This is a genomic window from Muricoprocola aceti (assembly GCF_025567005.1).
GTDB lineage: Bacteria > Bacillota > Clostridia > Lachnospirales > Lachnospiraceae > Marvinbryantia > Marvinbryantia aceti.
Window position 1 is genome coordinate 2972 of the sequence record NZ_JAOQKE010000009.1, and the last position, 23898, is coordinate 26869.

The 23898-nt window shown below is 44.7% G+C and carries 15 protein-coding genes, 1 pseudogene and 1 riboswitch; of the genes and pseudogenes, 7 read left to right on the forward strand and 9 right to left on the reverse strand.

Translation table 11 applies throughout. From position 1 onward, the window contains the following. The 6 genes and pseudogenes from OCV47_RS08555 to OCV47_RS08580 all read right to left on the reverse strand — a co-directional run. The coding region (locus OCV47_RS08555) for a prenyltransferase/squalene oxidase repeat-containing protein (RefSeq protein ID WP_262654693.1) at positions 1-2910 on the reverse strand (2910 nt) is incomplete at its 3' end. Positions 2911-2942: 32 nt separating this feature from the next. After that, on the reverse strand, positions 2943-4268 hold the full coding sequence (locus OCV47_RS08560; RefSeq protein WP_262654694.1) for a DUF4430 domain-containing protein: 1326 nt from the start codon (positions 4266-4268) through the stop codon (positions 2943-2945). Positions 4269-4541: 273 nt separating this feature from the next. Beyond that, a pseudogene (locus OCV47_RS16045) lies at positions 4542-5108 on the reverse strand (hypothetical protein); the annotation flags it as partial. Positions 5109-5553: 445 nt separating this feature from the next. Next, positions 5554-12975, reverse strand: coding sequence for an Ig-like domain-containing protein (locus OCV47_RS08570; protein ID WP_262654695.1), 7422 nt, complete (start codon positions 12973-12975; stop codon positions 5554-5556). A 383-nt stretch (positions 12976-13358) separates the two neighbouring features. Beyond that, positions 13359-14279 (reverse strand): Rpn family recombination-promoting nuclease/putative transposase, encoded by a 921-nt coding sequence (locus OCV47_RS08575; RefSeq protein WP_262654696.1) that lies wholly within the window; start codon positions 14277-14279, stop codon positions 13359-13361. Between the two features lie 402 nt (positions 14280-14681). Further along, complete coding sequence (locus OCV47_RS08580; protein WP_262654697.1) at positions 14682-15593, reverse strand: LysR family transcriptional regulator; 912 nt, start codon at positions 15591-15593, stop codon at positions 14682-14684. A 129-nt stretch (positions 15594-15722) separates the two neighbouring features. Between OCV47_RS08580 and OCV47_RS08585 the strand changes: the two genes are divergently transcribed. From OCV47_RS08585 to OCV47_RS08595, 3 genes are read left to right on the forward strand one after another with little or no spacing between them, the layout of a single operon-like run. Then, complete coding sequence (locus OCV47_RS08585) at positions 15723-17024, forward strand: adenylosuccinate synthase (RefSeq protein ID WP_117448844.1); 1302 nt, start codon at positions 15723-15725, stop codon at positions 17022-17024. Continuing rightward, a complete protein-coding gene (gene pyrB / locus OCV47_RS08590; protein WP_262654698.1) occupies positions 17021-17968 on the forward strand; it encodes an aspartate carbamoyltransferase in 948 nt (315 codons plus the stop codon). Before OCV47_RS08585 ends, pyrB begins: the two co-directional genes overlap by 4 nt. Beyond that, the gene (locus OCV47_RS08595) at positions 17962-18384 is read left to right on the forward strand and encodes an aspartate carbamoyltransferase regulatory subunit (protein ID WP_262654699.1); all 423 of its coding nucleotides are present in this window, start codon (positions 17962-17964) and stop codon (positions 18382-18384) included. The genes pyrB and OCV47_RS08595 overlap by 7 nt, the downstream gene beginning before the upstream one ends. Positions 18385-18453: 69 nt before the next feature. On the opposite strand, the gene OCV47_RS08600 is transcribed toward OCV47_RS08595, so the two are convergent. After that, positions 18454-18642, reverse strand: a complete 189-nt coding sequence (locus tag OCV47_RS08600) for a hypothetical protein (RefSeq protein WP_262654700.1) — start codon at positions 18640-18642, stop codon at positions 18454-18456. Between the two features lie 502 nt (positions 18643-19144). Further along, a riboswitch (cobalamin riboswitch) is annotated at positions 19145-19337 on the forward strand. A 308-nt stretch (positions 19338-19645) separates the two neighbouring features. On the opposite strand from OCV47_RS08600, the gene OCV47_RS16175 reads away from it, so the two are divergent. From OCV47_RS16175 to OCV47_RS08620, 4 genes are all read left to right on the forward strand, one after another. After that, positions 19646-20125: a leucine-rich repeat domain-containing protein gene (locus tag OCV47_RS16175; protein ID WP_416888011.1), complete on the forward strand. Its 480-nt coding sequence runs from the start codon at positions 19646-19648 to the stop codon at positions 20123-20125. Next, positions 20028-20348, forward strand: coding sequence for a leucine-rich repeat domain-containing protein (locus OCV47_RS08610; protein ID WP_262654702.1), 321 nt, complete (start codon positions 20028-20030; stop codon positions 20346-20348). Before OCV47_RS16175 ends, OCV47_RS08610 begins: the two co-directional genes overlap by 98 nt. Before the next feature lie 5 nt (positions 20349-20353). After that, a complete protein-coding gene (locus tag OCV47_RS08615; RefSeq protein ID WP_262654703.1) occupies positions 20354-21244 on the forward strand; it encodes a TIM barrel protein in 891 nt (296 codons plus the stop codon). A gap of 117 nt (positions 21245-21361) precedes the next feature. Further along, the gene (locus OCV47_RS08620; protein ID WP_262654704.1) at positions 21362-22036 is read left to right on the forward strand and encodes a phosphatase PAP2 family protein; all 675 of its coding nucleotides are present in this window, start codon (positions 21362-21364) and stop codon (positions 22034-22036) included. Between the two features lie 461 nt (positions 22037-22497). Here the strand turns inward: OCV47_RS08620 and proC are convergent, their stop codons facing one another. Both proC and OCV47_RS08630 read right to left on the reverse strand, forming a co-directional pair. Next, positions 22498-23292: a pyrroline-5-carboxylate reductase gene (gene proC / locus OCV47_RS08625; RefSeq protein WP_262654705.1), complete on the reverse strand. Its 795-nt coding sequence runs from the start codon at positions 23290-23292 to the stop codon at positions 22498-22500. Between the two features lie 51 nt (positions 23293-23343). Then, positions 23344-23886: a prolyl-tRNA synthetase associated domain-containing protein gene (locus OCV47_RS08630; RefSeq protein ID WP_262654706.1), complete on the reverse strand. Its 543-nt coding sequence runs from the start codon at positions 23884-23886 to the stop codon at positions 23344-23346. Positions 23887-23898: the final 12 nt, after the last annotated feature.

A 23898-nucleotide genomic window follows, 5' to 3' on the forward strand; every position in this document is an offset into this window, starting at 1 on the left:
AGCGACCTGCTCATAGCCGTCAAGGTCTGTCTTTGGCACACTGACACGCACCAGGTCTTCCGGTTCCCACTGGGTATTATCCAGAAGATCCATCAGAGAAATATCCGTCAGATTCAATAGTTCTCCCCGGCCTTTCAGCGCCTGGCTTACCTGCTCTGCCTGACTGCTTTCCACATTCAGACTGCTTGCTTCCACCTGCACATACCATGGTAGGATCTCTTCTTCATTATCACGCAGATCAATGTCTGCTGCTTTATCATAATGGTTCGTCTCTTTGAAACTCTCTACCGCCTTTTCATAATCTTTATAATGGCTGCTTGCTTCTACTTCTTTTTTCTGTGCGTCCGTCAGTTCCGAATAAGTCCGGTAAATATCCAGAATCTGTTCTTTCTGCGCATCCGTATAGTCCTCCGCATCATCTGGCAGTTTCTCAGAAGCCTTTGTCTTACGGAACAGACTGTTCAGTTCTGTAATCAGGCTGGTGACTTCTTTTTCCGTCTTTGTGCCACCCTTTTTTTCTGTCGTTTTTGTGGCATTCTTGTCTGTTTCTTTTTCCGATTCTTTTTCTTTTGTATCCGCTGTAGTCTTGCCAGATGCTGTTTTACCAGCTGCTGTACCGCCTTTCTTACCGGAAGATCCTGATACCAGATTTACCTTTTTGGTGCTTCCTGTGGTCTTTTTGTTTGTCGTATTAGTCTTATTATCGCTTCCGGAACCACTGCCGGAACCGCTTTCACTGCCGGAACCGCTGGATTTTTCCAGCTCCTGCAGCTTCTTCATGGATGCTTCCAGCTTACTGTAATTGGTCACCAGGGATTTCTGTACTGTTGTCAGGCTGTCATACATGGCTTTTGCCGCTTCAATCTGGTTCTTGTCCGCCAGCTTGATATTGTCCGGGATTGCTGCAATCAGCTTCTGCACCGTTTCTGCTTTTTCTTTATCTGATGGGAGCTCCACATCTGTCATATCATAGAGACGGGTTTTTCCACCGGTAAACCGCTCATAGGCTGTCAGTGCATAATAAGCCTGTTCGGTAGCCATCTGGTTGGCATCCCCGTCCAGCACATGGCGGAAGGAGCCGTCCGCATTGGCGTACGTCAGGAGTGCATCTACTACAGACTTACCATTCTTGACAAAACGACTGTCAGTATTCGGGTCAATCCCCATGGCTGTCAAGGCTACAATTACCTGAGAACAGCTCTCTGAGGTCTCGGAACCATAAGTGGCATAAGAGCCATTGCTCTTCTGCATAGCAGAAAGCTTATTCAGCCCTCTGTCTACTGCCGCTTTTACCTGAGCATTGGTACTGTAATATGGTGCCAGTGCCTGAATGGCCATAGCAGTCACATCCGGATCTGCACTCCGTCCGGACAGATCCCATCCTCCTCCGGATACCTCCTGATCCAGAATATTCTGGATCAGCTTGTCTCTGGAATTCTGTGTTTTTCCTGATGCTGCCTGAGGGATCTCATAATCATGACTGTCAAAGGCGATCAATGCCCAGGTCGCTCCATTTACTCTCTGCCATACCGTCTGGTCATAATCTGACAGCGGCTGAAGCAGGTTGTAGCCGCCCACGTTGGTAACATCTATCCCCAGAGAAGTCAGAGCCAGTACCACTCTGGAATAGTCTGTATAACGCTTGTCATGAAGCTTTCCGTTGTTCTCTTTCAGCGTACTGATGACATTGGCCAGATATTTATTCAGCACATCATCCGTCAGTTTTCCACTTCTGGCCAATCCCAGGATCTGCCAGTCCCCGTTGATAGAGCCTACCGTAGGAGTAGACTTCTCTGCCGATGCTGACAGATTCTTTCCTGCTGCATTATATGCCGTATCCACCTGTCCGGCACTGGCTGACAGGGCAGCGATCTCAGCCGATTCCTCCGGTTCAGTCAGATTCTCTGTCGTTTCTTCTGTCGCTGCTTCGGTTTCTGCCTCTGGGGCTTCCTCTGTCATGGCTTCTGTGGCAAATTCCACCAATAACAGCTCTGATCTACCTTCTCCGGTAAGGAGAATTTCGGCATAAGTAATATCCTCTGCCAGATCTCCATAAACAGCCAGCTGTTCCCGGGTAATCTCTTCCATGGAAAGTGTGAATTTTTCCAGATCTATGGTATAGGTATTTCCCTGCGTCGTATATGCATCTTGGATCGGATCATCCGGGCAAAGATACCAATGTTTGTCTGATTCTGTCAGATAGCCACCCCATTTTGTAAAGCTCAGTTCTTCGTTCTCTTTCTGATCCGGCACAGTAATCTGCAGGGTTTTGCAGTTTGCCGGTACCATTACTTTCCAGACCCCCTGCCGATACTCCACCGGATAGGTCTCTGTTCCTGCTGTGAGGGTCTTTGGTAGATGGAAAGGTTCTTTTTTCAGGGCATTTCCTGCCTGATCTTTTACGAGCAGTTCCTCCAGATTCTCATCTGATTCTTCCTGTTCCTCTTCCCTCGTTGTTTCTTCTGTATCAGATTCTCCCGTTTTCGAATCTGCCGTCTTTTTCTGGGATGCATCTGTTTCTGATGTATGGCTTTCCGTCGTTTCGGTCTGCGTCTCTCCTGTAGATATCTTACTTTCTGTTGCTTCTGCCTGGCTCTCGCCATCGTATGAGCCTGCATGATCGGTCTGCGCTTCTGTCTGACTTTCCGTCTCAGGTGCCGTGCTTTCCGTTTCCTGCACCTGTGCAGTCTCTGGCTGTGTCTCATTCTCTCCAGTCTGTTCTTTGTCACTCTCTGCCGGCTTCTCATTGTCAGCAGACTGTGCTTCTGCTTTTGCATCAACTGTACTTTCCGCATAAGTATCTGGCTGTGTTGCTTCTGCATTTACCGGCTCACACTGTGCATACAGTGTTCCGGTGCACAGTGTTGCCGTCATAAACAAGATGGATAATCGTTTCATTCTGTCTTTCATTACTTTTCCCCTTCTTCATCCAACGTCTGATTTCAATAAGTCGGTCCGCCTACATCGGCTCCCAGTCCGTTGCAGGTATAGCACCATACAATATCGTCTCCGTTCTCCAGGGTATAGCTGGAGCATCCGTAATTCGGGAACCAGCCGTTTACCTTGTACATCCATCCGGATTCATTTCCACAGTCAAATTCATACAGATTGTTGATTCCTTCTACATAATAGCTGCTGTACAACGGCGTCCAGGAATATTCCAGCTGGATTCCGGCATACTCGCATACACGGTTCAGTACATCGAATACGGTTTCCCCATCCTCGAATTCCACACTGCTGGTAGCCAGGATCACACCGTTCGATGGCACATAGGCTTCTTTTCCGGCATCCAGATTATCCAGGTTGTCCAGAATCGTGTCACAGCGGATGGTGATGGTACAGATATTGGAGCTTTCACCAGAACTGCTGTCTCCCGCCTCCTCCGGCGTGTACTCTTCCATACTGTTCTGATCATCTGCTTCACTGCCGTCCGTCTCTGCTTCAGACTGTGCTTCGCTTTCCTGTTCGTTCTTATCAGATTTCATATCTTTTTTATTGTCTGCCGGAATCTTTTCTGCATTTAAAGCATTTTCCAGAGCAGTCTGTTTCTCTGCTGCACGGTCATCCAGTACCTTCTGCAATTCTTCCGGTGTGAAACACAAATCTTTGCTGCTGGCACAGCTCTGTGCCTGACTGATCAGGAATTCATTCAGTGATGCTGGCTGCATTTTCTGAATCTGACAAGAAGAAGTACCGTCACTGCTATTCGTTACAGAAAGATACTCTCCTGCTTCTACTCGTTCCTGGGTACCATCCGCCAATAATATACTGATATCTCCCGCATAAAGATTCAGGCTACTGCTGCCGGACTGTACACTAACAGAGAAAACTGCACCTGACAGTTGTGCCGTATTTCCAGCAAACGCCACATCAAAAGTACCTTTTTGCTGCTGCATGTCGCCAAATACTTCTCCGGCAGATACCTGCAGTTCATTTTTGTCTGCATCGCAGGCGGTCAGTGTCACTTCTGACTTCTCATTTAAAATCAGTTTTTCCTGATCCTTCCAGATCAGTTCAGCCTGCGCTCCCTTCTTGGTCTCAATCAGATCCCCAGTCTGCAGACGAGAATCCGCATTCAATGTGTAACCAATACCATTTCGCTGAATGTTTACTACGCCCTTTGTCTGTCCGCTGGTTACACAGATATCCTCCGGCTTATCAAACCATCCCTGAATCTTTCCCACTGTCAGCACTCCGCTTGCTGCAATGACCAGGATCAGAAGTACCATGATGATATTCAGCAACCTCTTTTTCCCTTTTGTTTCCATGTTTTTCCTCCTTCGCTCTTTACCTGTATTCACAGATTATAAATAAAAAAGGTAACGGAAAAAAGATCCCCTCTCGGGGACTTCCGTTACCTGATAGATGTCATTTTGCGTATACACCGCTACCTTATTTACTTATAGAACGCATCCACCCGCCGACTCTACGGCAGCACATTTTCCTGTACGGCACCTGCATCCGTTTGCGGAATACGATTCCTGTTGCTCTTTGTCATTTCTTTTATTATAAAGTGCCGTCAAATATTTGTCAACGAGCTATTCCTTCAATGCTCTGCACTGCTCCACCAATTCCTGATTATGTCCTATGTTGATATTTAATGTCAAAACTTTTAGCTCCAGATCAGGCTCCCCGGTCAGATTCTCAAATGCAGCCGACAGATATTCCGTCCGGCTGTCCTCCATCTCTCCTGTTCCGTTATAAAATACCAGAAATTTCGGAGCCGGAATCTTCTGAAGTTTTGATGAGTACAGCGACTTTTTATCTACCAGCTTCTAATATTCACTGGCTATATAGAACAAATCTCGCAGCGGCATATTCGCACTATAGGTAGACTGATGTTCATACAAGAACAAATTCGTGTCAATAATAAATGCCAAATCATTCTTCATTCCCATATAAACTGCATTTTCCAGTGTCACAATCTGTAACTGTTCTGGATCTGTGTATGTCTTACCGGAAACTGCATTGTACAATGACAACAAATGTTCCTTATCCGAAAACAATATCCGAAATACAGTGTCCTTGTACTTCCGATTGGCTCTCACCCGGTTCACTTTAACCTGTTTTGTCTTCAGCTTATATCGCATTCTCTTCTTTTTTGCCATAGGCTCCTCCTCTTCTTTGCGCACAGGAGATCTATGGCCGTATCTGAGTGTTACCACCATTTCCTTAGCTCCTGCTTCTTCCTAAATTGTCAATTGAATAGAACGAAAAGCATAAGATCTCTGAAATGGCGTTGATACTCTGACAGTGCAATGCACTGAGAATGATAAAATATGCTTTTGTGAACTTATACTATCATATATCGGTGCGTTTATCAAGTATCTTTTTATGTGTTTATTTGCATCTTTTTGTTTCTATATGTTCTATAACTTTATGTTGCTTTTTCAAATATGTTTCATAAAATGATGTCGGGATCAAAAGCCATAAACACTGTCACCAATAGCAAAAAGACCATAGGATCTCATTTCTGAAATCCTACAGTCTTTTCTAAAAGCTTTATTGCCAAAAGGGACGGTCATAAAGCCACAAAACACCGTCACCAATGGCTTATTTTGTTACGAGCACCGTCACGGTGTATTTCTTCTTACCGGATTTGACTGTGATCTTTGCCTTTCCTGTCTTCTTGCCTTTGATCACGCCCTTGCTGCTTACGGTCGCAATCTTCTTGTTGGAAGATTTATAAGTAAACTTCTGGGTGGATGTGATCGGGGTTCTGGATGGCTTCAGGGTCAGCTTCTTGCCTTTCTTCAGTGTAACCTTCTTCTGAAGTCCGGTGATCTTGCTGGTAGCTACCGTCTTCTTTTGTACCTTGACGGTGACTTTTTTCTGAAGGCCGCTTGCCAGGGTAATGGTCAGGGTTGCTTTGCCGGTCTTCTTACCTGCTTTCAGCACACCACTCTTGGTTACAGTGAAGATCTTGGTGTTGCTGGACTTGTAGGACTGTACGCTGTCACCGTTTGCCAGACCGGTTACTTTAAATGCACTGGTCTTCTGCTTTACTTTCAGAGGTACAGTGGTTGCATTGACCTTGATGGTAGCCTTCAAAGCACTGCCGTAATCTCTGGTTTCTTTTGCTCCACAGCTGCAGGTACGCTCCTGTTTTTCCGGGGCAAATACCGTTGCATCAGAGATCTTTGTCCATTCGCCATATGCATGAACATGAGATGGTGTCTCCGGCTTCGCATTTTTCTCCAGTTCTGCGATCTTGCTTTCTGCATCCGTCAGCTTCTTCAATGTTTCTGCCGGTACCAGTGCTTTCTGTGCATCTGTCAGCTGATTGTATTCTGCTCTTGCTGCTTCCACTGCTGCCTTGTCTGCCAGAGTCAGATTGTCTGTTCCAGCAAGGGCGTTAATAGATGCAATTGCATTGTCTGCTGCCTGCTGGTCGTACATCTTACTTTCTTCCCTGGTGTAGTCATCGGTATAATGGAAGATAATGACATCACCATCATTCAGGGTCTGTTCGGCTATACCTACCTCTGGATGTGTGCCATTGATTACATCCATCCATCCGGCTCTTGATCCGTTATCCATTTCGCTTAATGTAAGACCATTCATGGTGATACCTTTGACATAGATTGTTCCATACTGATTATCAGCATCTGCAACCAATTCAAATCCATAGTCTTCTGCTGCTTCTTTCAGCACATCATATACTGTCGTATCTGAATTTACGCAATATACAGTTTCCGGAACCCATACAGTCAGATTATTATCAGCCAGTGTATGAATTTCACCGTCTTTGTCACTTTCATGTTTCTTATCACCTAACAGGCTGAATGTTACTTTGATACCTTTCCCGGCTATTTTTTCTGCATCTGCACCAAATGGATCGTCAGTACGCTGATAATTGGTTTTCCATTGGCACCATTTTACCGTCGGGCAGCCGGAAGTATCATTTTCTGTATTAAAGCAGATGGTTCCTTCCGGTATCGTTGGATTTGCATAATTCGTATCTAAATATGCAACAAATCCAATCCCCTTTTCTGCTCCACAATTTTCTGAATATTTGTTACCGCCGATATCATCCAGCTTATTTAAACTTCTATAATATCCGATAATACCACCGACATAAGTTCCTTCTGTTGCTTTTACGGTTCCGGTAAAAGTATTATTTTTAAATGTATACGCATTCCATGCCTGAGCAACGATGGAATCACCACCAAGAATACCGCCCACTTTGTCTTTTCCGATGATCACACCATCAGAGCTGCAGTTATTTACAGAAATATGGATTCCATTCGGAGCAGAATCATCCGAATATCCTCCTCCAACAATTCCTCCTGCATGCTCTCCCGATGCTGTTATGGTTCCCATAAACCGGCTTCCAGATACACTGCATTCTCCCGTAGCATTATCTCTGGTTCCGATGATGCCACCCACATAATTCTTTCCATAGACATCTGCATAGCTGACACAGTTTTCTACTGTTCCGTTCAATCTTCCTGCAATCGATCCGATCATATCCTGCTCTTTGTCATATCCTATTACAACACCTTTTTCTATTGTACAATTGCGAATCGTTGCTGTGAAAGTGCCACTTGCTCCTGCATATTGGTTTGTTGTAAGGTTTGCTCCAATCAATCCAGATTTTAAAGTACTGGATCCTTCTTTCAGTGTTACATGATCAATGATAATTGCACTGCCTTTTAAACCAACACCCTCAAAATTATTTACCAGTCCATACCCGGTAATTTTCTTGCCATAGATATTCAGATTTTTCACTTCCGCCCCTTTTACATATCCCAAAAGCGGCAGTCCGTTCTCCGGAATGATAATGGTCTGATTGTTACCGTCAATGCTTCCACTGAACGCATTCAGATTCTTTCCGCTGTTAATATTATTGCTTCCGTCTTTGGTAACACCAATTGGTTTCCAGTCTTCTGGAAGTGTAATATCTACCATCTGTTTCAGGTACTGGCCTTCAAAGCTCTGTCCGTCAGCAACCATATTGTAAACTGTCTGGTAATCTTCTGCGGTTGCAATCTGCCACGGATCTTCCTGTGTACCGGAACCTTTTAATGTCTGTGTATCTGGACTGCTCTTCAGTTTTAACAGATAAATAATCGGTTCTTTTTCTCCATTCTGCACAATGATACGAACCAGTTTCTGTGTATCTGTGCTTAACCGGAACTCAGCAGATGCTGTTCCTGATGCAACTCTCTGATTGTTGATATAAATGTTATCATCGTCTGAGGTACCGTTCACCAGAATGGTAGCTGCATCCATTCCAGGTACATCTATTTCATAAACCTGTTTTCCATCCTCAAATGATATGGTAGCTTCTTTTGAACCATTTGCGAAGGTTACACCTGTCGGTGCTGCCGTCTTTCCAACAGCTGCGCTCTGCTCTGTTGCACGAACTACTTTTCCTACTTCTGTAGATTTTTCATTTGCTGATCCTGCAATAATATTAGAAGCTGTCACAATCTTTACGTAATGGAAAGATTTGCCACTGACATTTACCGGATTGCCGGCTGTATCTACCGCCCATTCCAGGTCAAATCCACTGCTTGCATTACTGTAATCAGAGTTGTCCAGATATGGGTTGGCTCTTCCGTTGACCAGAGTATCCACATATCCAAAACGAGCCCCCTTCGAAAAAGAGGTAAATTCTCCGTTACCGGTAATCGTTCCGTCAATACACGGGATTACAATTCCGCGTAATGTAAAAGAATTCAAAGTTGGCAGAGTATTCATGGTATAAATATCAGCCTTCGGCCATTCAAAGGTTCTCTTGCTGTTATTTCCCTGATTATCTGTCCAGGTCGTTCCTCCTGTCTCTGTTTTTGCATAATGTACTTCATAGTTCCACAGTGTGCTGTCTTCATAATGTTCTGATCCAGCCAGTGCATACCAGGTTGATCCATCTTCGGATACCCATACCTGTCCCGGCTCCATCGAACCTACGCCAGAACCTGTGGTGGTATCTTTAAATGCATTACCGTCTACATAGAAGTCCACACCATATGCATGGCTCGGATCATCTGTCAATCCATTCTTATAATAGAAAGTAACATATCCGCCAAAATTACCAAGAGACAATAACCCATTTCCTGTCAGAGTCTGTTCCGGATTTACTCCGTAGCCTCCGCTATTTCCATTGGTATACTGGCTGTTTACAGACAAATAATCTACTACCTTATCCGGTACCAGTTCTGACTCTCTCGCTCTGTATCCGATAGAGTAGGTCTTTTCTGTCATATGATTGCTTGCTGCAATGACAATGTTCTGAGATTCATTAGTCAGTTCTAATGTATAATAACCATCCTCATCTGGTGTCTGTGTTTCGTTATTTACGGTAACAGTCGCACCTTCCGAAACTGTGTAGGTCAGCTTTGGTACATCTGCTCCCGGTGCAGTAATGATGCGGTAATCTGTTCTTGCAGAATCAAATTCCGGATACCAGTCTCCTCGGTCTGTTGTGGCAGTTAACATATCACACGCTTCACTGATCACTGGAATCTGTTCTACCCAGACGGTATAGGTGGTAGCTTTATCACCGTCATATCCATCCTTTTCTTCTGCAATATTTTTCACATAAGTTGCATCATCAAGAATCTGGATCGTTACCTTTGTAACCAGATTACCCTCTGTCTGATCATCCTTGTTGAAGGTAATGCTGTTTGTTGCGACACCTGCTGTACCACTCTGTCCAAGATCCGTCCAGCTTGTACCGTCATCCGTAGAATAACGGATGTGCGTATAAGCCGTGGTTCCCTTTAATATCAGTTTAAAGGATTCCAGTGCATTCATGGCATAGGTACGATAATAATAACTTGATGCAGAGACACCAGAATACTGACCAAGGCTTCCATCTTCATTGGCCACATACATGGTGCCTTCTTTTTTTCCGTCATACAGATCTTTCCATAATTCACGGCCTTCCGGAGTAAAAGTAATACCGGCATTTCCTATTGTCTTGACTGTGTCCCTTGGACGGGTTACTTCAAATGTATAAACCGTCTGCTTACTGCTGTCTGTTCTGTCTGTCAGTGTTATCGTAATGGTGCTGGTTTCAAATGGAATACCTGGTAAAATTGTCTGTGCACCAGAGTTAATCTCGATTTCCTGTTTTTCACCATTATCGTCTGTATAAGATGCTACTGCCAGATCATGCTCTGCATTGTATTCGGTTGTTTTATCTAACGTAAGGCTGTTTTTAGATGCTGCTCTTATTTTGATACCTGTATAGTTCAGGGTATCTGGTTTAAATGTTGTTGTTGTCCAGCCGTCAATTCCATTTGGTCCCCAGCCTGAAGCAAAATTTATTCTTTCAAAATATGGTTTATCCGCATTGGTTACTACTAATTTGATACCACCGGTATAAGTGCCATCATTTGCAGAAATAATGACGGATCCCACCCCCTGTGCAGTTACCACACCATTTTCATCTACCGTTGCTACAGAATCGTCTGCACTGCTCCATGCAAATGCTGCATTTTCGGTGGAAGAAAATGCATGAAGCTGCATGGTCGGATTCGGGTTGGCTGTGCTGGTTTCCAGATATGTTTTGGTAAGCTTTCCATATGCATCTTCTACAGCAATACCATTGATGGTCAGTGTTGCACTATCTGTCTGTCCATTTCCATCTGCAATGCCGTCTCCATTCAGATCCAGATCAAAGGAAGCTTCAATGGTTCCAGGATGTTTTGCCTTAAAAGATAAACTACTCGGCTTAATCGTTAAGTCGCTGGACAGATCAGCAATGCCATTTTCTGACATTTTGTAAGTCCAGATCGTATATCCATTTACACCGCCCTGTGTGCTTATTTCTGATACAGTCTGTCCATCATTAGACAGGGTAACTGATTTATTTTTCTGATACTGATTTATGGTGTAATCTTTGATCTGAATGCATTTTTCTTCCGATTGAATACTGGAATCAAAGAGAGACACAGCTTTCAGATAACTGTTACTATTGCCTGTGACGGTATATAATCCGGTTGCTGAATCCAGTGTTCCACCATAAAGTCCTGCATCTTTCCAGACTACCGGTGTCTCTTCCCCATTCTCATCTACTGCTTTCAGTTGTAAAGTATCTCCTGTTTTTACCACATAGTCTTTACCATCCAGTGCTTTCACCCAGTCATCTGGTATCGTATATGGATAGTCACACTTAAGTGTCACAGATGCCGGTGCTTTCTTATCTGAAACCGTCACTTTGATTATCTGACTGGTAATGCTGTCCAGTCCCGTACAGGATGCGGCTGCATAATAATATGTGGTTCCAAGCGCAGAAACATCTGGCTTATAAACAGCATCCGTTGCCCCGTCAATAACCGTAGCCCCATCTGTGCTGTTTTCTGTATTTTTATACCACTGATAAGTAATTACATCCTCGTTCTTCAGTGGTCTGTTTTTATATTCCGCTTCTACACTTAAAGCCGCATTTTCTGCATTCTGTGTAAAATAAACAGCGTTATTTAAATTCGTCTTCCATGCCAGGCTCTTATTGCTGACATCCGGATTCATTGGAAGTTCTACCATATAGGTCTTATCGTTCTCTCCCTCTTTGGATGCCGTGATAGTCAGTTTATTAAACTTGTCTGGCTGCAGAGAACCAACCTGTACCACTTTCTGATCCCACCAGTTGCCCTCTGTTTTTTCTGTATAGAGCATGGTCCACTCACCATTTGCCAGCGTGGCAGACTCGGAATCTTCACATTTTGCTGTCATGGTAACACCTTCCGGAGCAGAAGCCTTTACCCATACAAAACGCTGATTTCTATCACTCTGATAATCAAGAATATCTGTGGAATAATCCGTTACTTTTCCATCAAATGCCGGTGTAAACGCCTGTACGTTCTTACTGTCTTCGGTATTTCCACCAATGGCAATCTCCAGAGAACTGAGCGTTATAGCCTCGCTGACCGGAGCTGTATCTACCTGTACTTTTGCCAGTGACATGATGGTTTCACTGCCTTTGGCTGTCAGCCAGTAAGTTCCCTGCCAGTCTTTTGGAATCTGTACACTGATTTTTCCACTTGCATCGGATACGGCTTCAACTGCTGTACAGGAGCCGGTTTTCACATCTACCAGCTGAAGAGCTGCCGATGCAATTCCTGCCGTATGTTCCTTAATGACAGACTCTTCTTCCATTCCATAGTTAAAAGGGCTGTATCCTTTGACATAAAGTTCCAATGCAGTTCCTGCTGTAACTGTCTGACCATCCAGTTTGTTCCCGCTGGCATCCTCCAGCCAGATATAATTGTCACTCCAGCTGGTTGTATCCTGATATACATAAAAATCAATCTCATCCCCATCGGTCACTTTGACCTGATTTACAGCACCGCCAACTCCACCTGTATGAGGCATTACTCCATTAACCAGAATACCTACATCACCTGTTTTTGTTCCCCATATGGTGCTGATAAAATTACCAGATAAACTTAAATAGTCGGATGCATCTTCTTTATTAAAATTCGTTCCAAATATATCCTGATGTGCTGCTACCAGGACATCCAACGTGGAAACCCCTTCATTTACCGGCACCTCGTCCGTATAACCATAGCTCTCCGCCAGATCGCTGGATACATTCGCATCCATCTGTGGTGCCATTAAAAATGCGCCATCTGCCTGTGCTGCATAAGACACTTTTGCTGACACCGATGTCACATCTGCTGCTTCTCCGCCTTCATCAGACAATGTCATTATTGGTTCTGCCTCTTCACTGTCACCAATAATTACTTCCTCTTCCGGGTCGCTATCATACTCCCCTGTTTCATCAGAAATGAGTTCTTCGTCAGTTGAAATGTCCTCATCCTGAACTTCTTCTACGTTTTCTTCTGTCAGATCATCGCTTTCACTCAAATCCTCTACACCCTCTGAAGAAATCTGGACTTCGCCCTGATCTACATTCTGCCGAACTTCCACATCCGTGGCCAATGCACTTATTGGTGTGGATATCAGCATCGTTGCAGACATCAGGATACTCATGATCTTGTTTGCAAGTTTCTTTCTTCGCATATTTTCCCTTCCTTTCTTTGATGATAAAGTGATTATTTTGTGGACGTTTTACATATTGCTGAAATAGGCCACCGCTTATGATACATAAATCATACGGAAGAATAAAAAAACTGAGCAATCAGAGACCCATATCTCTATGGATCCCCGATTACTCAGTAGATGCTCTTTGCATATCATTTTCTACTCTATATAGAAAGAATACAGCTCCCGACTCTACGATAGTGCATTCTGTGCAGGAGTCCCACCTGCTGACCGATTATTCTTTCTATGTACTCTATTGTTCACTCACGGTTGCATATTATAGGCATATATGCCCGTCCGCTTTATCTGTTAAAAATTATACAGAGTATGGGACATTTTGTCAATTGACGATTTGGACAATCTTATTTCTCTGTTATCCATTCTCTGATAACGTTCACTTCCATACCTACGATCTTTGCTATTTTTTCTATCTCCATTCCTTCTTCCAGAAGAGCCTCAGCGACATCATGTGCTTTCTGCACTTCGCCTTCTTTCCTGCCTTCTATTCTTCCTTTTTCCAGACTTGTTCTCATGGAACTCTGCCAGTCCATCTGATAGCGTTCTCTGGCCTCGCACTGCAGGCGAATCTTTTCGTCTTCTGATAATTCCCGTAAGGTTACAACTGCTTTTTTTATGGATTCTGACTGTTCTGCCATTGCAAGAACCTCCTTCCATGTCTTTGCTTTGAATACACAGGCCCAGTAGTATAATGAACTGTTTCGTTCTTCTTTCGGTACCTGATCCAGACAAGATAAGTCTAACACGTGAAGGGCGATTTTTCCAGTGAATTCATAGCCTGTTCTGCGGTTTTTCAATGCATATTCATTATAAAATGCTGCATCTTCCGGTACCGGGGATTTCATCATAATCCCGATATGGATGGACGGCTTTGTCTGCGTATAATCCAGACCTTTTTTCATATCTGTAAACATTCTGCACAGATAGAACACAGAACGATCTGTCCAGTTCTCTACCGAGCCCATCTGCATTTCCAGATTGATCTGTTTGTTGCCATTTAATAACACCCGAATGTCAAGAATACAGGTCTTCTCATCAATCGCATCTCCCAGTATGATGGGATTACAGATCACACAGGACAGAATCTCTTCCTCTGGTATGTACAACAACGCACTGAGCAATCCTTTCAATGCCTCTTCGGAAGTCTGGAATACTGCCCGGAACATATAATCATTGATCAGGCCATACTCTACTTCTTCCTCCCCATTAATCTCCTGCAAAATCTCATTCTCCTGCTTCTGCCGCAATTCTTCTTTCTCTGTCATAAGCAAATGCTCCTTCTTATATTATTTTTAGTAAACTGTTCAGTGCCTTCACAGTGGGTTCTGAATAGTTACCATTTTTACATTTTGTGGAATAAATGCCGAATGGCAAGATCTTTGGAATTCCTCGAAATGTGATTTTACCTTAACACAGGAGAATTACTTTTTCAAACAGAATCGTTCGACAAATTTTGCATGATTTCGCCAGAAGGAACAGAAAAAGCCAAATAGAATCCCCAGGCTGGAAGCGTGGATTCCTGCCCGGGGATACTTAACAATAAATATAGATATATCGTAACTATTCAGAACCCACTGTCCTGCAAGGTATTTTGGATAGTTACCTAAAAGCCAGAAAACACCGTCCCCAATGGTTAAGGAATCTGGATTTAACGTCGAATATCTGGATTAGATTCTATCTGATACAGCCGCTGCGCTCTGCCGCATGCGGCTTTTCAGTTCTTTTGCAGCCGCACTTAAGGGATGCTGTCGGTCATATACCATACAGACACTCCTTTGTGGCACATTTTCCCGCAGGGACAATTCTACGATCTCCCCTTTTTCGATGGCCTCTCTGGCCATGGCTTCCGGCAGGAATGCCATCCCAAGTTCATTTTTCACCAGTGGCAGAATCTGGTCAGTAGTGGCCACCTCTGTATCCGGTGACAATTCCAGTCCATACTTTTCAAATATCTGCTGATAGAACCTCCAGGTCTGGGTCTCCCGTCCCAGGCAAATAAAAGGATAATTCTGTACTTCTGCCAACGACAGTTCCTGACTTCCCAGCGCAGTGAACGTCTTTCCTCCCACCAGAATCTCCCGGAATGGATACAGATCCACCTTCTTTAACGGTGCCTCTGCATCTGTCGGTGTAGTCACCACTGCAAAATCGATTTCCCCATTTTTTACAGACTGAACCGCCTGTGGGGTAGAGTGATTGTAGATCTTCAGACGAATCCCCGGATATTCCATATGGAACGTGCGCAGCTTTTCCAGCAGGTAAATATTCAGTGCCGTTTCACTGGCTCCGATGGCGATGCTTCCATGCTCCAGCCCGCTGCTGTCACGCAGTTCTTCTTCTGCGTTCTGCAGCTGCTCCATGGCTGCTGAGACTCGAATATACAATTTTTCTCCTTCCGGTGTCAGCCGTACCCCGCGGTTAGTCCGAATGAACAGGGTACAGTGTATCTCCTGTTCCAGCAGATTCATGGCACGGGTGACATTGGGCTGACTATTTCCCAGCGCACGGGCTGCCCTGGTAAAGTTCTGATATTTCGCCACATAATAAAAGATTCGATAATATTCCAAGTTTACATTCATAAAAGTCTCCTGTTATATCATTTCCTGATATCTAATATATCAATAATACTTTTTACACATCTCTATATTCCAAGTATAATAGCACTCGGTAAAAAAACAAAGAACAACTTTTTATAAAGGAGCGAAAAAATGTTAACAGCAGTAACAGGTATCAACTGGGGAGACGAAGGTAAGGGTCGTGTCATCGACCTTCTTGCAGAAACGGCGGACGTAGTAGTTCGCTACCAGGGTGGCAATAATGCCGGTCATACGGTCGTCACCGATCAGGGCAAGTTCATTCTGAACCTTCTTCCTTCCGGTATTTTACATAAAAATGTAGTTTGTGTTCTGGGGGATGGCATGGTCGTCGATCTGGAACATCTGACCGGTGAGATCGCCCAGATCAGGGAAAAAGGCGTCTCTGTCGGACCGGAGAATCTGAAGCTGTCCACCAGAGCTACGATCTCCATGCCATGGCATCGAATCCAGGATGTACTGGAAGAAGACCGTCTGGCAAAGAGTGGATCGGCCTTCGGTTCTACCAGACGAGGCATTGCCTACGCCTACAGTGATAAATATCGCAAGAAAACCCTGCGTCTTGGTGATCTGCTTCATCTGGAGGAAGAATCTGTTCAGTCCCGTCTGAAAGTGATGCTGGATGCCAAAAATATGGAGCTGGCCGGATGCTATCATCAGGAACGGATGTCCTTCCCGGCGCTTCTGCTCTGGTGCAGAAAACAGGCGGAAGCTTTCGCTCCTTATATCTGCGATACCGGAAGCTATCTGGCCGCATCTCTGGCAGCCGGCAAGAGGGTCGTACTGGAAGCACAGCTGGGTGCTATGCGTGATATCGATTACGGTATTTTTCCATATACCTCCAGCTCTTCCACGATTTCTGCCTACGGTCCGATCGGTGCAGGCATCCCAGGGCATCACCTGGATCATGTGGTCGGCGTTCTGAAAGCTTACTCCACCTGCGTAGGCGCCGGTCCGTTTGCTGCCGAAAAAGCCATGCCCGAAGACTGGATGGAACATCTGCGTAAAGAAGGCGGAGAATATGGTGCTGCCACCGGACGTCCACGCCGTGTGGGACCGTTTGATGCTGTAGCCAGTCTCTATGGCCTGAAATGCCAGAATGCCGACAAGATTGCTCTGACCAAACTGGATGTATTGAGCACTCTGTCCGAGATTCCGATCATCACCGGATACCGCTATGAAAACAAGCAGATGGATGCCTTTGATCCATTTGAGAATCTGGATGCAGTCACACCGATTGTCCAGACCGTACCTGGATGGCAGAAAGATATCTCCGGCATCCGCCGCTATGAAGATCTGCCTTATGGGGCAAGAAAATATATCGAAACACTGGAAAAACTTCTGCACGCAGAGATTCAGTTTATTTCTGTGGGTGCGAAGCGGGAAGAATATCTGCTGAGAGGAGCCTGGTTATGAGACATCTGATAGATCCACTGGATTTTACACTGGAAGAAACCAATGATATTCTGGACTTTGCAGACCGGATCGGTCAAAACCGTTCTGCTTATGCACATATTGCAGATGGCAAAAAGCTGGCTACCCTGTTTTATGAGCCAAGTACCCGTACCAGGCTGTCCTTCGAATCTGCTATGCTGAGCCTGGGCGGTCAGACTCTGGGATTTGCCGGAGCAGAACAGTCCAGCGCTACAAAGGGCGAAACCGTTGCCGATACGGCACGGGTAATCAGCTGCTATGCAGATATTATCGCCATGCGCCACCCAAAGGAAGGTGCACCTCTTCGTGCCTCTATGTATGCCACCGTCCCTGTGATCAATGCAGGAGACGGTGGACACAACCATCCTTCCCAGACACTGATCGACCTGCTGACGATCCGCCAGCGAAAAGGACGTCTGGATCATCTGACCGTAGGCTTCTGTGGTGATCTGAAGTTTGGACGTACTGTACATTCTCTGGTAAACAGTCTGGTGCGTTATCCGGGCAATCAATTTTACTTTATTTCACCGGAAGAACTGCGCGTTCCAGGCTATCTCATTGATGATACCCTGAAGCCGTCCCAGACGCCATATCACGAGGTAACCAGCCTGGAAGAGACTCTTCCAAAGCTGGATGTACTGTATATGACCCGTGTGCAGAAGGAACGCTTCTTTAATGAAGAAGATTATATTCGTCTGAAAGGAACCTATATCCTGACCAGAGAAAAGCTGCAGGCCGCCAAACCGGATATGCCGGTGCTTCATCCACTTCCAAGGGTGGATGAAATCACTGCGGATGTGGATAACGACAGCCGTGCCGCTTATTTCCAGCAGGTACAGAACGGTGTCTATATCCGTATGGCTCTGATTGCATCTCTGTTAGGTCTGGAGGATCCTCTGACCGGAAAGAAGGTATTGCCATGTTAAAAGTAGAATCGATTCAAAATGGTGTGGTCATAGACCACATCACAGAAGGACAGGGAATGAACATCTATCAGCTGCTGCATCTGGAAGACCAAAAACAGTCCGTTGCCTTGCTCCAGTCTGTCCGCAGCCAGAAATACGGGCATAAAGACCTGATCAAAATAGAAGGCGATACCATGCCGGAACGTCTGGATATCCTAGGCTATCTGGATGATAAGATTACCCTGATCGTGATCCAGGATGGACAGGTGGTGCGCAAGTATCATCCGGTGCCACCAGCTTATTTAAAAAATGTCATCAAATGTAAAAATCCAAGATGCATCACCAGTATTGAGACCAACTGTGACCATATCTTCAGGCTGTCACCATCTGGTACGTATCGTTGTATTTACTGTAATCAGAAGATATCGGTCCATTAAAAGGTACAAAAAACGGGGCGTCAAATCATACGATCTGACGCTCCGCTATGTTCTGCAATTCCTGGTTCATTATGATACATCCATCTTTCTGTTGATATTACGTTTTCTGGCTGCCATACGAAATGCTTCTTCCATTTTTGGTGTCATTTCCGGTGAATCTTCATCAAAGACGATTTTTCTTTTTGCTGCTGCATGAATGGATCTAATCTGTTCCTGTGTTGGTTTTTGGTCTCTATCCAATATAACAGTTTTCATCATAATAAAACATCCTCCGCTCTTATGATATGAGACTCTGATTACTTTTATCATATCACATATCATGTAATTTTGACATTATTTTTATTATGATTCATCAGTTCCCATCTTGAGTTATATACCTGCAGGTGTTATACTTTTATTAGTATAATTGAACAGAAGTCGGATGCAAGTTTCGATCTTACGCCCTCCAGTTTTACGAAAGGAGGGTGATGCCCTATGAACACGATGGAAATTCTTACTCTGTTGTTAGTAATATTTACGGCATTGACTTACTTAGATAACCACAAAAAGAAATAAGCATCCCACTGTCCCAAAAGTTAGATGCTTAAGTCTTCTTGATTTTTCATTTTCCGAGGGCAACCGGATCTCTGCGTCCGGTCATCTTCTAATTAGATTATACAACGGGACTCTTGTTTCTACAAGAGTCCTTTTTTATATTTTTCCTGTTGCTTTTTCCTCTTATTTCCTGTAGAATGGAAACAATGAATTGAATATTATTTAACAATGATAACCGGTTTTAAGTTCCACCGCACACATTTTGCGGATGGCTAAGAGGGAATCGGGTGTGAACCCCGAACAGTCGTGCTGCTGTATACGTGCAGCCGTATTTCGTATCCATTGCTCGTAACAGAGTGAGAAGGGAGATGCGGCGTTACTGCGTGAGTCAGAATACCTGCTTAGAGCTGCTGCCATCAACTACACGCAATAGGAGATCGGGAGGTAGTTTTATTTTTTGTGCCCTTTTTCTAAGAAGGTGCAGTAGATGGACTCCCTCTCAGATTATTTTCCTGCTGCGGTATGTTGTGTGATTGATTTTACCATACTCCGTTGTGGGAAGATGATTCTCCATCACAAAGGAGTATTTTTTATGCCAAATTACACAACTAGTTTTTCAAATGATCGGATTATTACCAGAAAAAATGCCTGTCGGTATATTCATACGAATACGCTGATTCCATCTTATGTCAGAGGGATTGCATCGGAGGCTTTTCAGAGTAAAAGTATGATTAAGACGATACAGTTTCCGGCTGAACTTTCTCATATTGGAGCGAGAGCCTTTCGTAACTGCAATGGTCTGACGGATCTCCGTCTGCCGAATCAGATGCGAGGAATCGGCTCCGGCGCTTTTGCTGACTGCTCTTCTATGAGGCGGGTCACGCTGCCGGCTTCGATATCGGAACTTCCGAAGGATTTGTTTTCTGAAAATACGAAGCTGAAGTCTGTGGAATTCCATGGACAGGATCAGTTGCATACGATTCGTAAGAATGCCTTTTTCCGATGTCAGTCTCTGACTTCTCTGGTACTGCCAGAGAGTGTGACTACGATTGATGATCGTGCTTTTTATCGTTGTAAATCTCTGGATCACATTTCCCTTCCGGGGGGGGGTGAAAGAAATTGGCAGCGAAGCGTTTTATTTCTGTGGAATTCACAGTCTAGAACTTCCAGATTCTCTGGAAGTTCTAGACCAGAGTGCATTTTTTAAGTGCAATAATCTGGAATATGTGCGCCTTCCGCAAAATGTCCGTTATATCGGAAAATGGGTTTTCCACGGATGTAACCGGCTGAAGGTGCTGGAGATCCGCCACGATCCTGAATTTGTCGGGGACTGGATCATTAACCGTTCTGCGGCGATCCGCTGTTATCGTGGTTCTAAGATGGACCGATACTGTCAGAATAATGGTTTTAACGTAGAATACCTGGATTAGGAGCTATGATGAAGATTACAATGAATTTTTCTATTTCTGATGATGATACCGGTCGCTATCGCAACTCTGCGGATCTGCGGGGATTCTACCGGCAGTTTTGGCTGTCCGGGCTGGAAGTGATGCCGCTGTGTGAGGACAGTCAGGGACTGATCAAACCGGATATGACGGTGGGCGTTCATGCCTGCTGTCTTACGGACTGGATGCATCTGGATCAGGAATGGCTGCTTTCGCATTATCGGAAGGATCTGGAGTATGCAAAAGCGACGCAGGCGGAATATGTGGTTTTTCATGTTACGCAGGCTGGCTATGCGGAATCGCTGACTTATCAGAAAACGCACAGTGATGAAGAAGTCGTAGATACCGCTGCTGCTTTTATCAACCGACTTCTGGATGGATGCGATGATGAATTCTATTTTTTGATGGAGAATCTGTGGTATCCGGGATTGACATTTGAAGATCCGGCGATTACCAGACATCTCCTGGATCAGATCCACTATTCGAAGAAGGGACTAATGCTGGATACCGGACATTTTATGAATACGAATCCGGATCTGAGAACGCCTGAGGATGCTCTGGTTTTTCTGAATCGGATGCTGGATGCACATGAAGATTTGATTCCGATGATAAAGGGGATTCATCTGAACCAGTCTCTGAGTGGTTCTTATGTAAGAGAATTTCAAAAACATCTGCAGACTCCGGCAGAAGATCCAAATGAACTGGCAACGCAGGCATTTCTGCATATTTTTCAGGTGGATCAGCACCGACCGTTTGTCACAGACGGTGTCCGGGAGCTGGTTCGTCGGATTGATCCGCTTTTTGTCACGCTGGAGTATATCTCGCAGGATCGGGAGGAACATACCCGGCTTTTGCGCGAGGGTGTGGCTGCGCTGGATTAAAGTTTGATGAATTTTTTCTTAAAAAACCCGCCTAGCTCTTGCCAGAACGGGTTTTTCGTGCTATAAAGATACTCGATATCCCGTAGGTCATATCACTTATGAATAGAGGTGTATCTTATGTCATATATGCGAACTTTTTATCGAAAATATAAGCATCTGTTTCCACTTGCCATATTTTTGATTTTTTATTTAACTGTATTTGTTTATGTTGAGAACCGGCCGGCTTACCATATGCATCTGCTGGCATCCAGGTTCGACCATCTGATTCCGTTCTGCGAGCTGTTTGTGGTTCCTTATATTATGTGGTTTTTCTATATCACGTTCGGTGTTCTGTTTTTCGGAATCGTGGAGAAGGACCGGGATCAGTGCTATCAGCTTTCCACGAATCTGATGATCGGGATGGCGCTGTTCCTGCTGATTTCCCTGATCTGGCCGAATGGACACACACTGCGGCCGGCAGTTCTTCCAAGGGACAATGTCTTTACCAGACTGGTGATCATGATTTACTCCTCGGATACTTCTACGAATGTATTTCCGAGTATTCATGTATTTAATACGATTGCCATGCATACTGCGGTACGACATTCCACCACTTTGAAGAAGCATCCGTGGGCGGTACGGATCTCCGGCATCATTGCCGTATCTATTGTACTTTCTACGATGTTCATTAAACAGCACACCGTGATCGATGTGGTCGGTGCGATGGGATTGAATCTCGTGACTTGGTATGTGCTGTATCGACAGCCACAGTTTTTGACAAATTTACGGGAGAAACTGGTACGGGAGAAATAAATGGGCACAGATGTGCTGAACTGGGTGATATCTTTCTTAGGTATCACCCAGTTTTATTGTGTTTGGGCGTGATGAAACATCGGTATTGACAACTTGCTCTAATTTTATTTCATCATTATGTTGCATCAATTATTCTTGTGTTGTATTATGATATTATATTTAACCGGGTAGTCGGGGACGTGCCATCATCTGATCTGAGCCTTACAGAGAGGGTGATTATTATGAGTACATACGAAGAATTGCAAATTATTCTTACTACTGCTTTACTGATCGTTGCAATTTTAAGTTATACAAATAAGAAATAGCCGTCCTGTCACCGGAAATGTTAGGAACGGCTATCTCTTATGATAACTAAGTATTAATTTTTCCGGGTCAGGTGACCAGCACTCACCTTCCGACTGCCTTGTTAAGTATAATATAGACGCTTTTCTGATTTTTGTCAAGGCACTACCCGTCCTGCCCTACATTTCTCTTCCTTTTTTTACGCATGCTTTGGATGCTTCGATGACGGCACTGCGCATGCCTTTTTCTTCCAGCACCCGCACAGCTTCAATGGTGGTTCCTCCCGGGGAGCAGACCATGTCTTTTAACTCTCCCGGATGTTTGCCGGTCTCCAATACCATTTTTGCGCTTCCAAGTACGGACTGTGCTGCAAATTTGTATGCCTGTGCTCTTGGCATTCCATCTGCCACTGCCGCATCTGCCATGGCTTCGATAAACATGAAGACATAGGCTGGTGAGCTTCCGGATACGCCTACCACTACATCAATAAGAGATTCCGGTACCACTTCTGCTTTTCCGAAGCTTTCACAGATCTCTTTGACCTGCTGCAGCTCTTCGTCTGTGACCAATTCATTCTTGCACATTCCCATCATGCCTTCCTTAACCATGGCCGGCGTATTTGGCATGGTGCGGATGATCTTGACCTCTGAGCCCAGACGCTCTGACAGCCAGGTCAGTGTCTTGCCCGGTGCAATCGTTACAATGACCTGGTTTTTCTGAATATCATCTTTGATCTCGCTGATGACTTCTTCGTAGTACTGTGGCTTCACAGCCAAAAAAACCACATCTGCAAAATCTACTACTTCCACATTTGTCTTTGCTGCAGCAATCCCCAACTCGCTGCTGATCTTCTCTCTGGTCTGATCCGATTTGGCAGAAGCAATCATCTGCTCTGCAGTCACTTTTCCACTGTCTAATATTCCTTTGATCATGGCTGTTGCCATATTTCCACATCCGATAAAACCGATTTTCATACTGTCTGACTCCTTTCTCCATGTCGCATTGCCTTTAGAATAAACTCTTATCTACTCTCCCGTCAGCTTCACCACAGTCATATCATGATGAACTGCCGGCAAAAATGTCTCCACAATATCTTTTGTCCGTATCTTCAGACTGGAAGTGTTCACACATGGATGGCATCCGATGTATTCCCCCTTCAGTACATCCTCATCAATCAACAACCGCACATGATTGTCAGTATCGTTCATCAGCCCCATGACACTGACTGCGCCCGGATGAATATCCAGATATTCTACCATGAATTCTTCCGATGCGAAGGACAATCTGGCACTGCCGATCTGAGCTGGCAGTTCTTTTGTCTTAAATGGCTTGTTTCCCGGCATCATCAACAGATAGAAGTCTGTCTTCTGCCGGTTGCATAAAAATAAGTTCTTACATATCAGTACATTCAGCACTTCATCGATCTCATTGCAGGCTTCCATGGTATCTGCATGTTCATGATCCGTTCTTTCATATTCGATTCCCAGCTTGTCCAGGCAGTCATAGACCCGTATCTCCCGTTCTTGGCGTCCATCTGTATTTTCTGGTCTTCCTTTATATAATTCCATCTATGTATCCTC

Bases quoted from the DNA above. Each gene is read 5' to 3' on its own strand.
- OCV47_RS08560 (WP_262654694.1), bottom strand. From the start codon at position 4,268: ATGGAAACAAAAGGGAAAAAGAGGTTGCTGAATATCATCATGGTACTT.
- OCV47_RS08570 (WP_262654695.1), bottom strand. From the start codon at position 12,975: ATGCGAAGAAAGAAACTTGCAAACAAGATCATGAGTATCCTGATGTCT.
- OCV47_RS08575 (WP_262654696.1), bottom strand. From the start codon at position 14,279: ATGACAGAGAAAGAAGAATTGCGGCAGAAGCAGGAGAATGAGATTTTG.
- OCV47_RS08580 (WP_262654697.1), bottom strand. From the start codon at position 15,593: ATGAATGTAAACTTGGAATATTATCGAATCTTTTATTATGTGGCGAAA.
- OCV47_RS08585 (WP_117448844.1), top strand. From the start codon at position 15,723: ATGTTAACAGCAGTAACAGGTATCAACTGGGGAGACGAAGGTAAGGGT.
- pyrB (WP_262654698.1), top strand. From the start codon at position 17,021: ATGAGACATCTGATAGATCCACTGGATTTTACACTGGAAGAAACCAAT.
- OCV47_RS08595 (WP_262654699.1), top strand. From the start codon at position 17,962: ATGTTAAAAGTAGAATCGATTCAAAATGGTGTGGTCATAGACCACATC.
- OCV47_RS08600 (WP_262654700.1), bottom strand. From the start codon at position 18,642: ATGATGAAAACTGTTATATTGGATAGAGACCAAAAACCAACACAGGAA.
- OCV47_RS16175 (WP_416888011.1), top strand. From the start codon at position 19,646: ATGATTAAGACGATACAGTTTCCGGCTGAACTTTCTCATATTGGAGCG.
- OCV47_RS08615 (WP_262654703.1), top strand. From the start codon at position 20,354: ATGATGAAGATTACAATGAATTTTTCTATTTCTGATGATGATACCGGT.
- OCV47_RS08620 (WP_262654704.1), top strand. From the start codon at position 21,362: ATGTCATATATGCGAACTTTTTATCGAAAATATAAGCATCTGTTTCCA.
- proC (WP_262654705.1), bottom strand. From the start codon at position 23,292: ATGAAAATCGGTTTTATCGGATGTGGAAATATGGCAACAGCCATGATC.
- OCV47_RS08630 (WP_262654706.1), bottom strand. From the start codon at position 23,886: ATGGAATTATATAAAGGAAGACCAGAAAATACAGATGGACGCCAAGAA.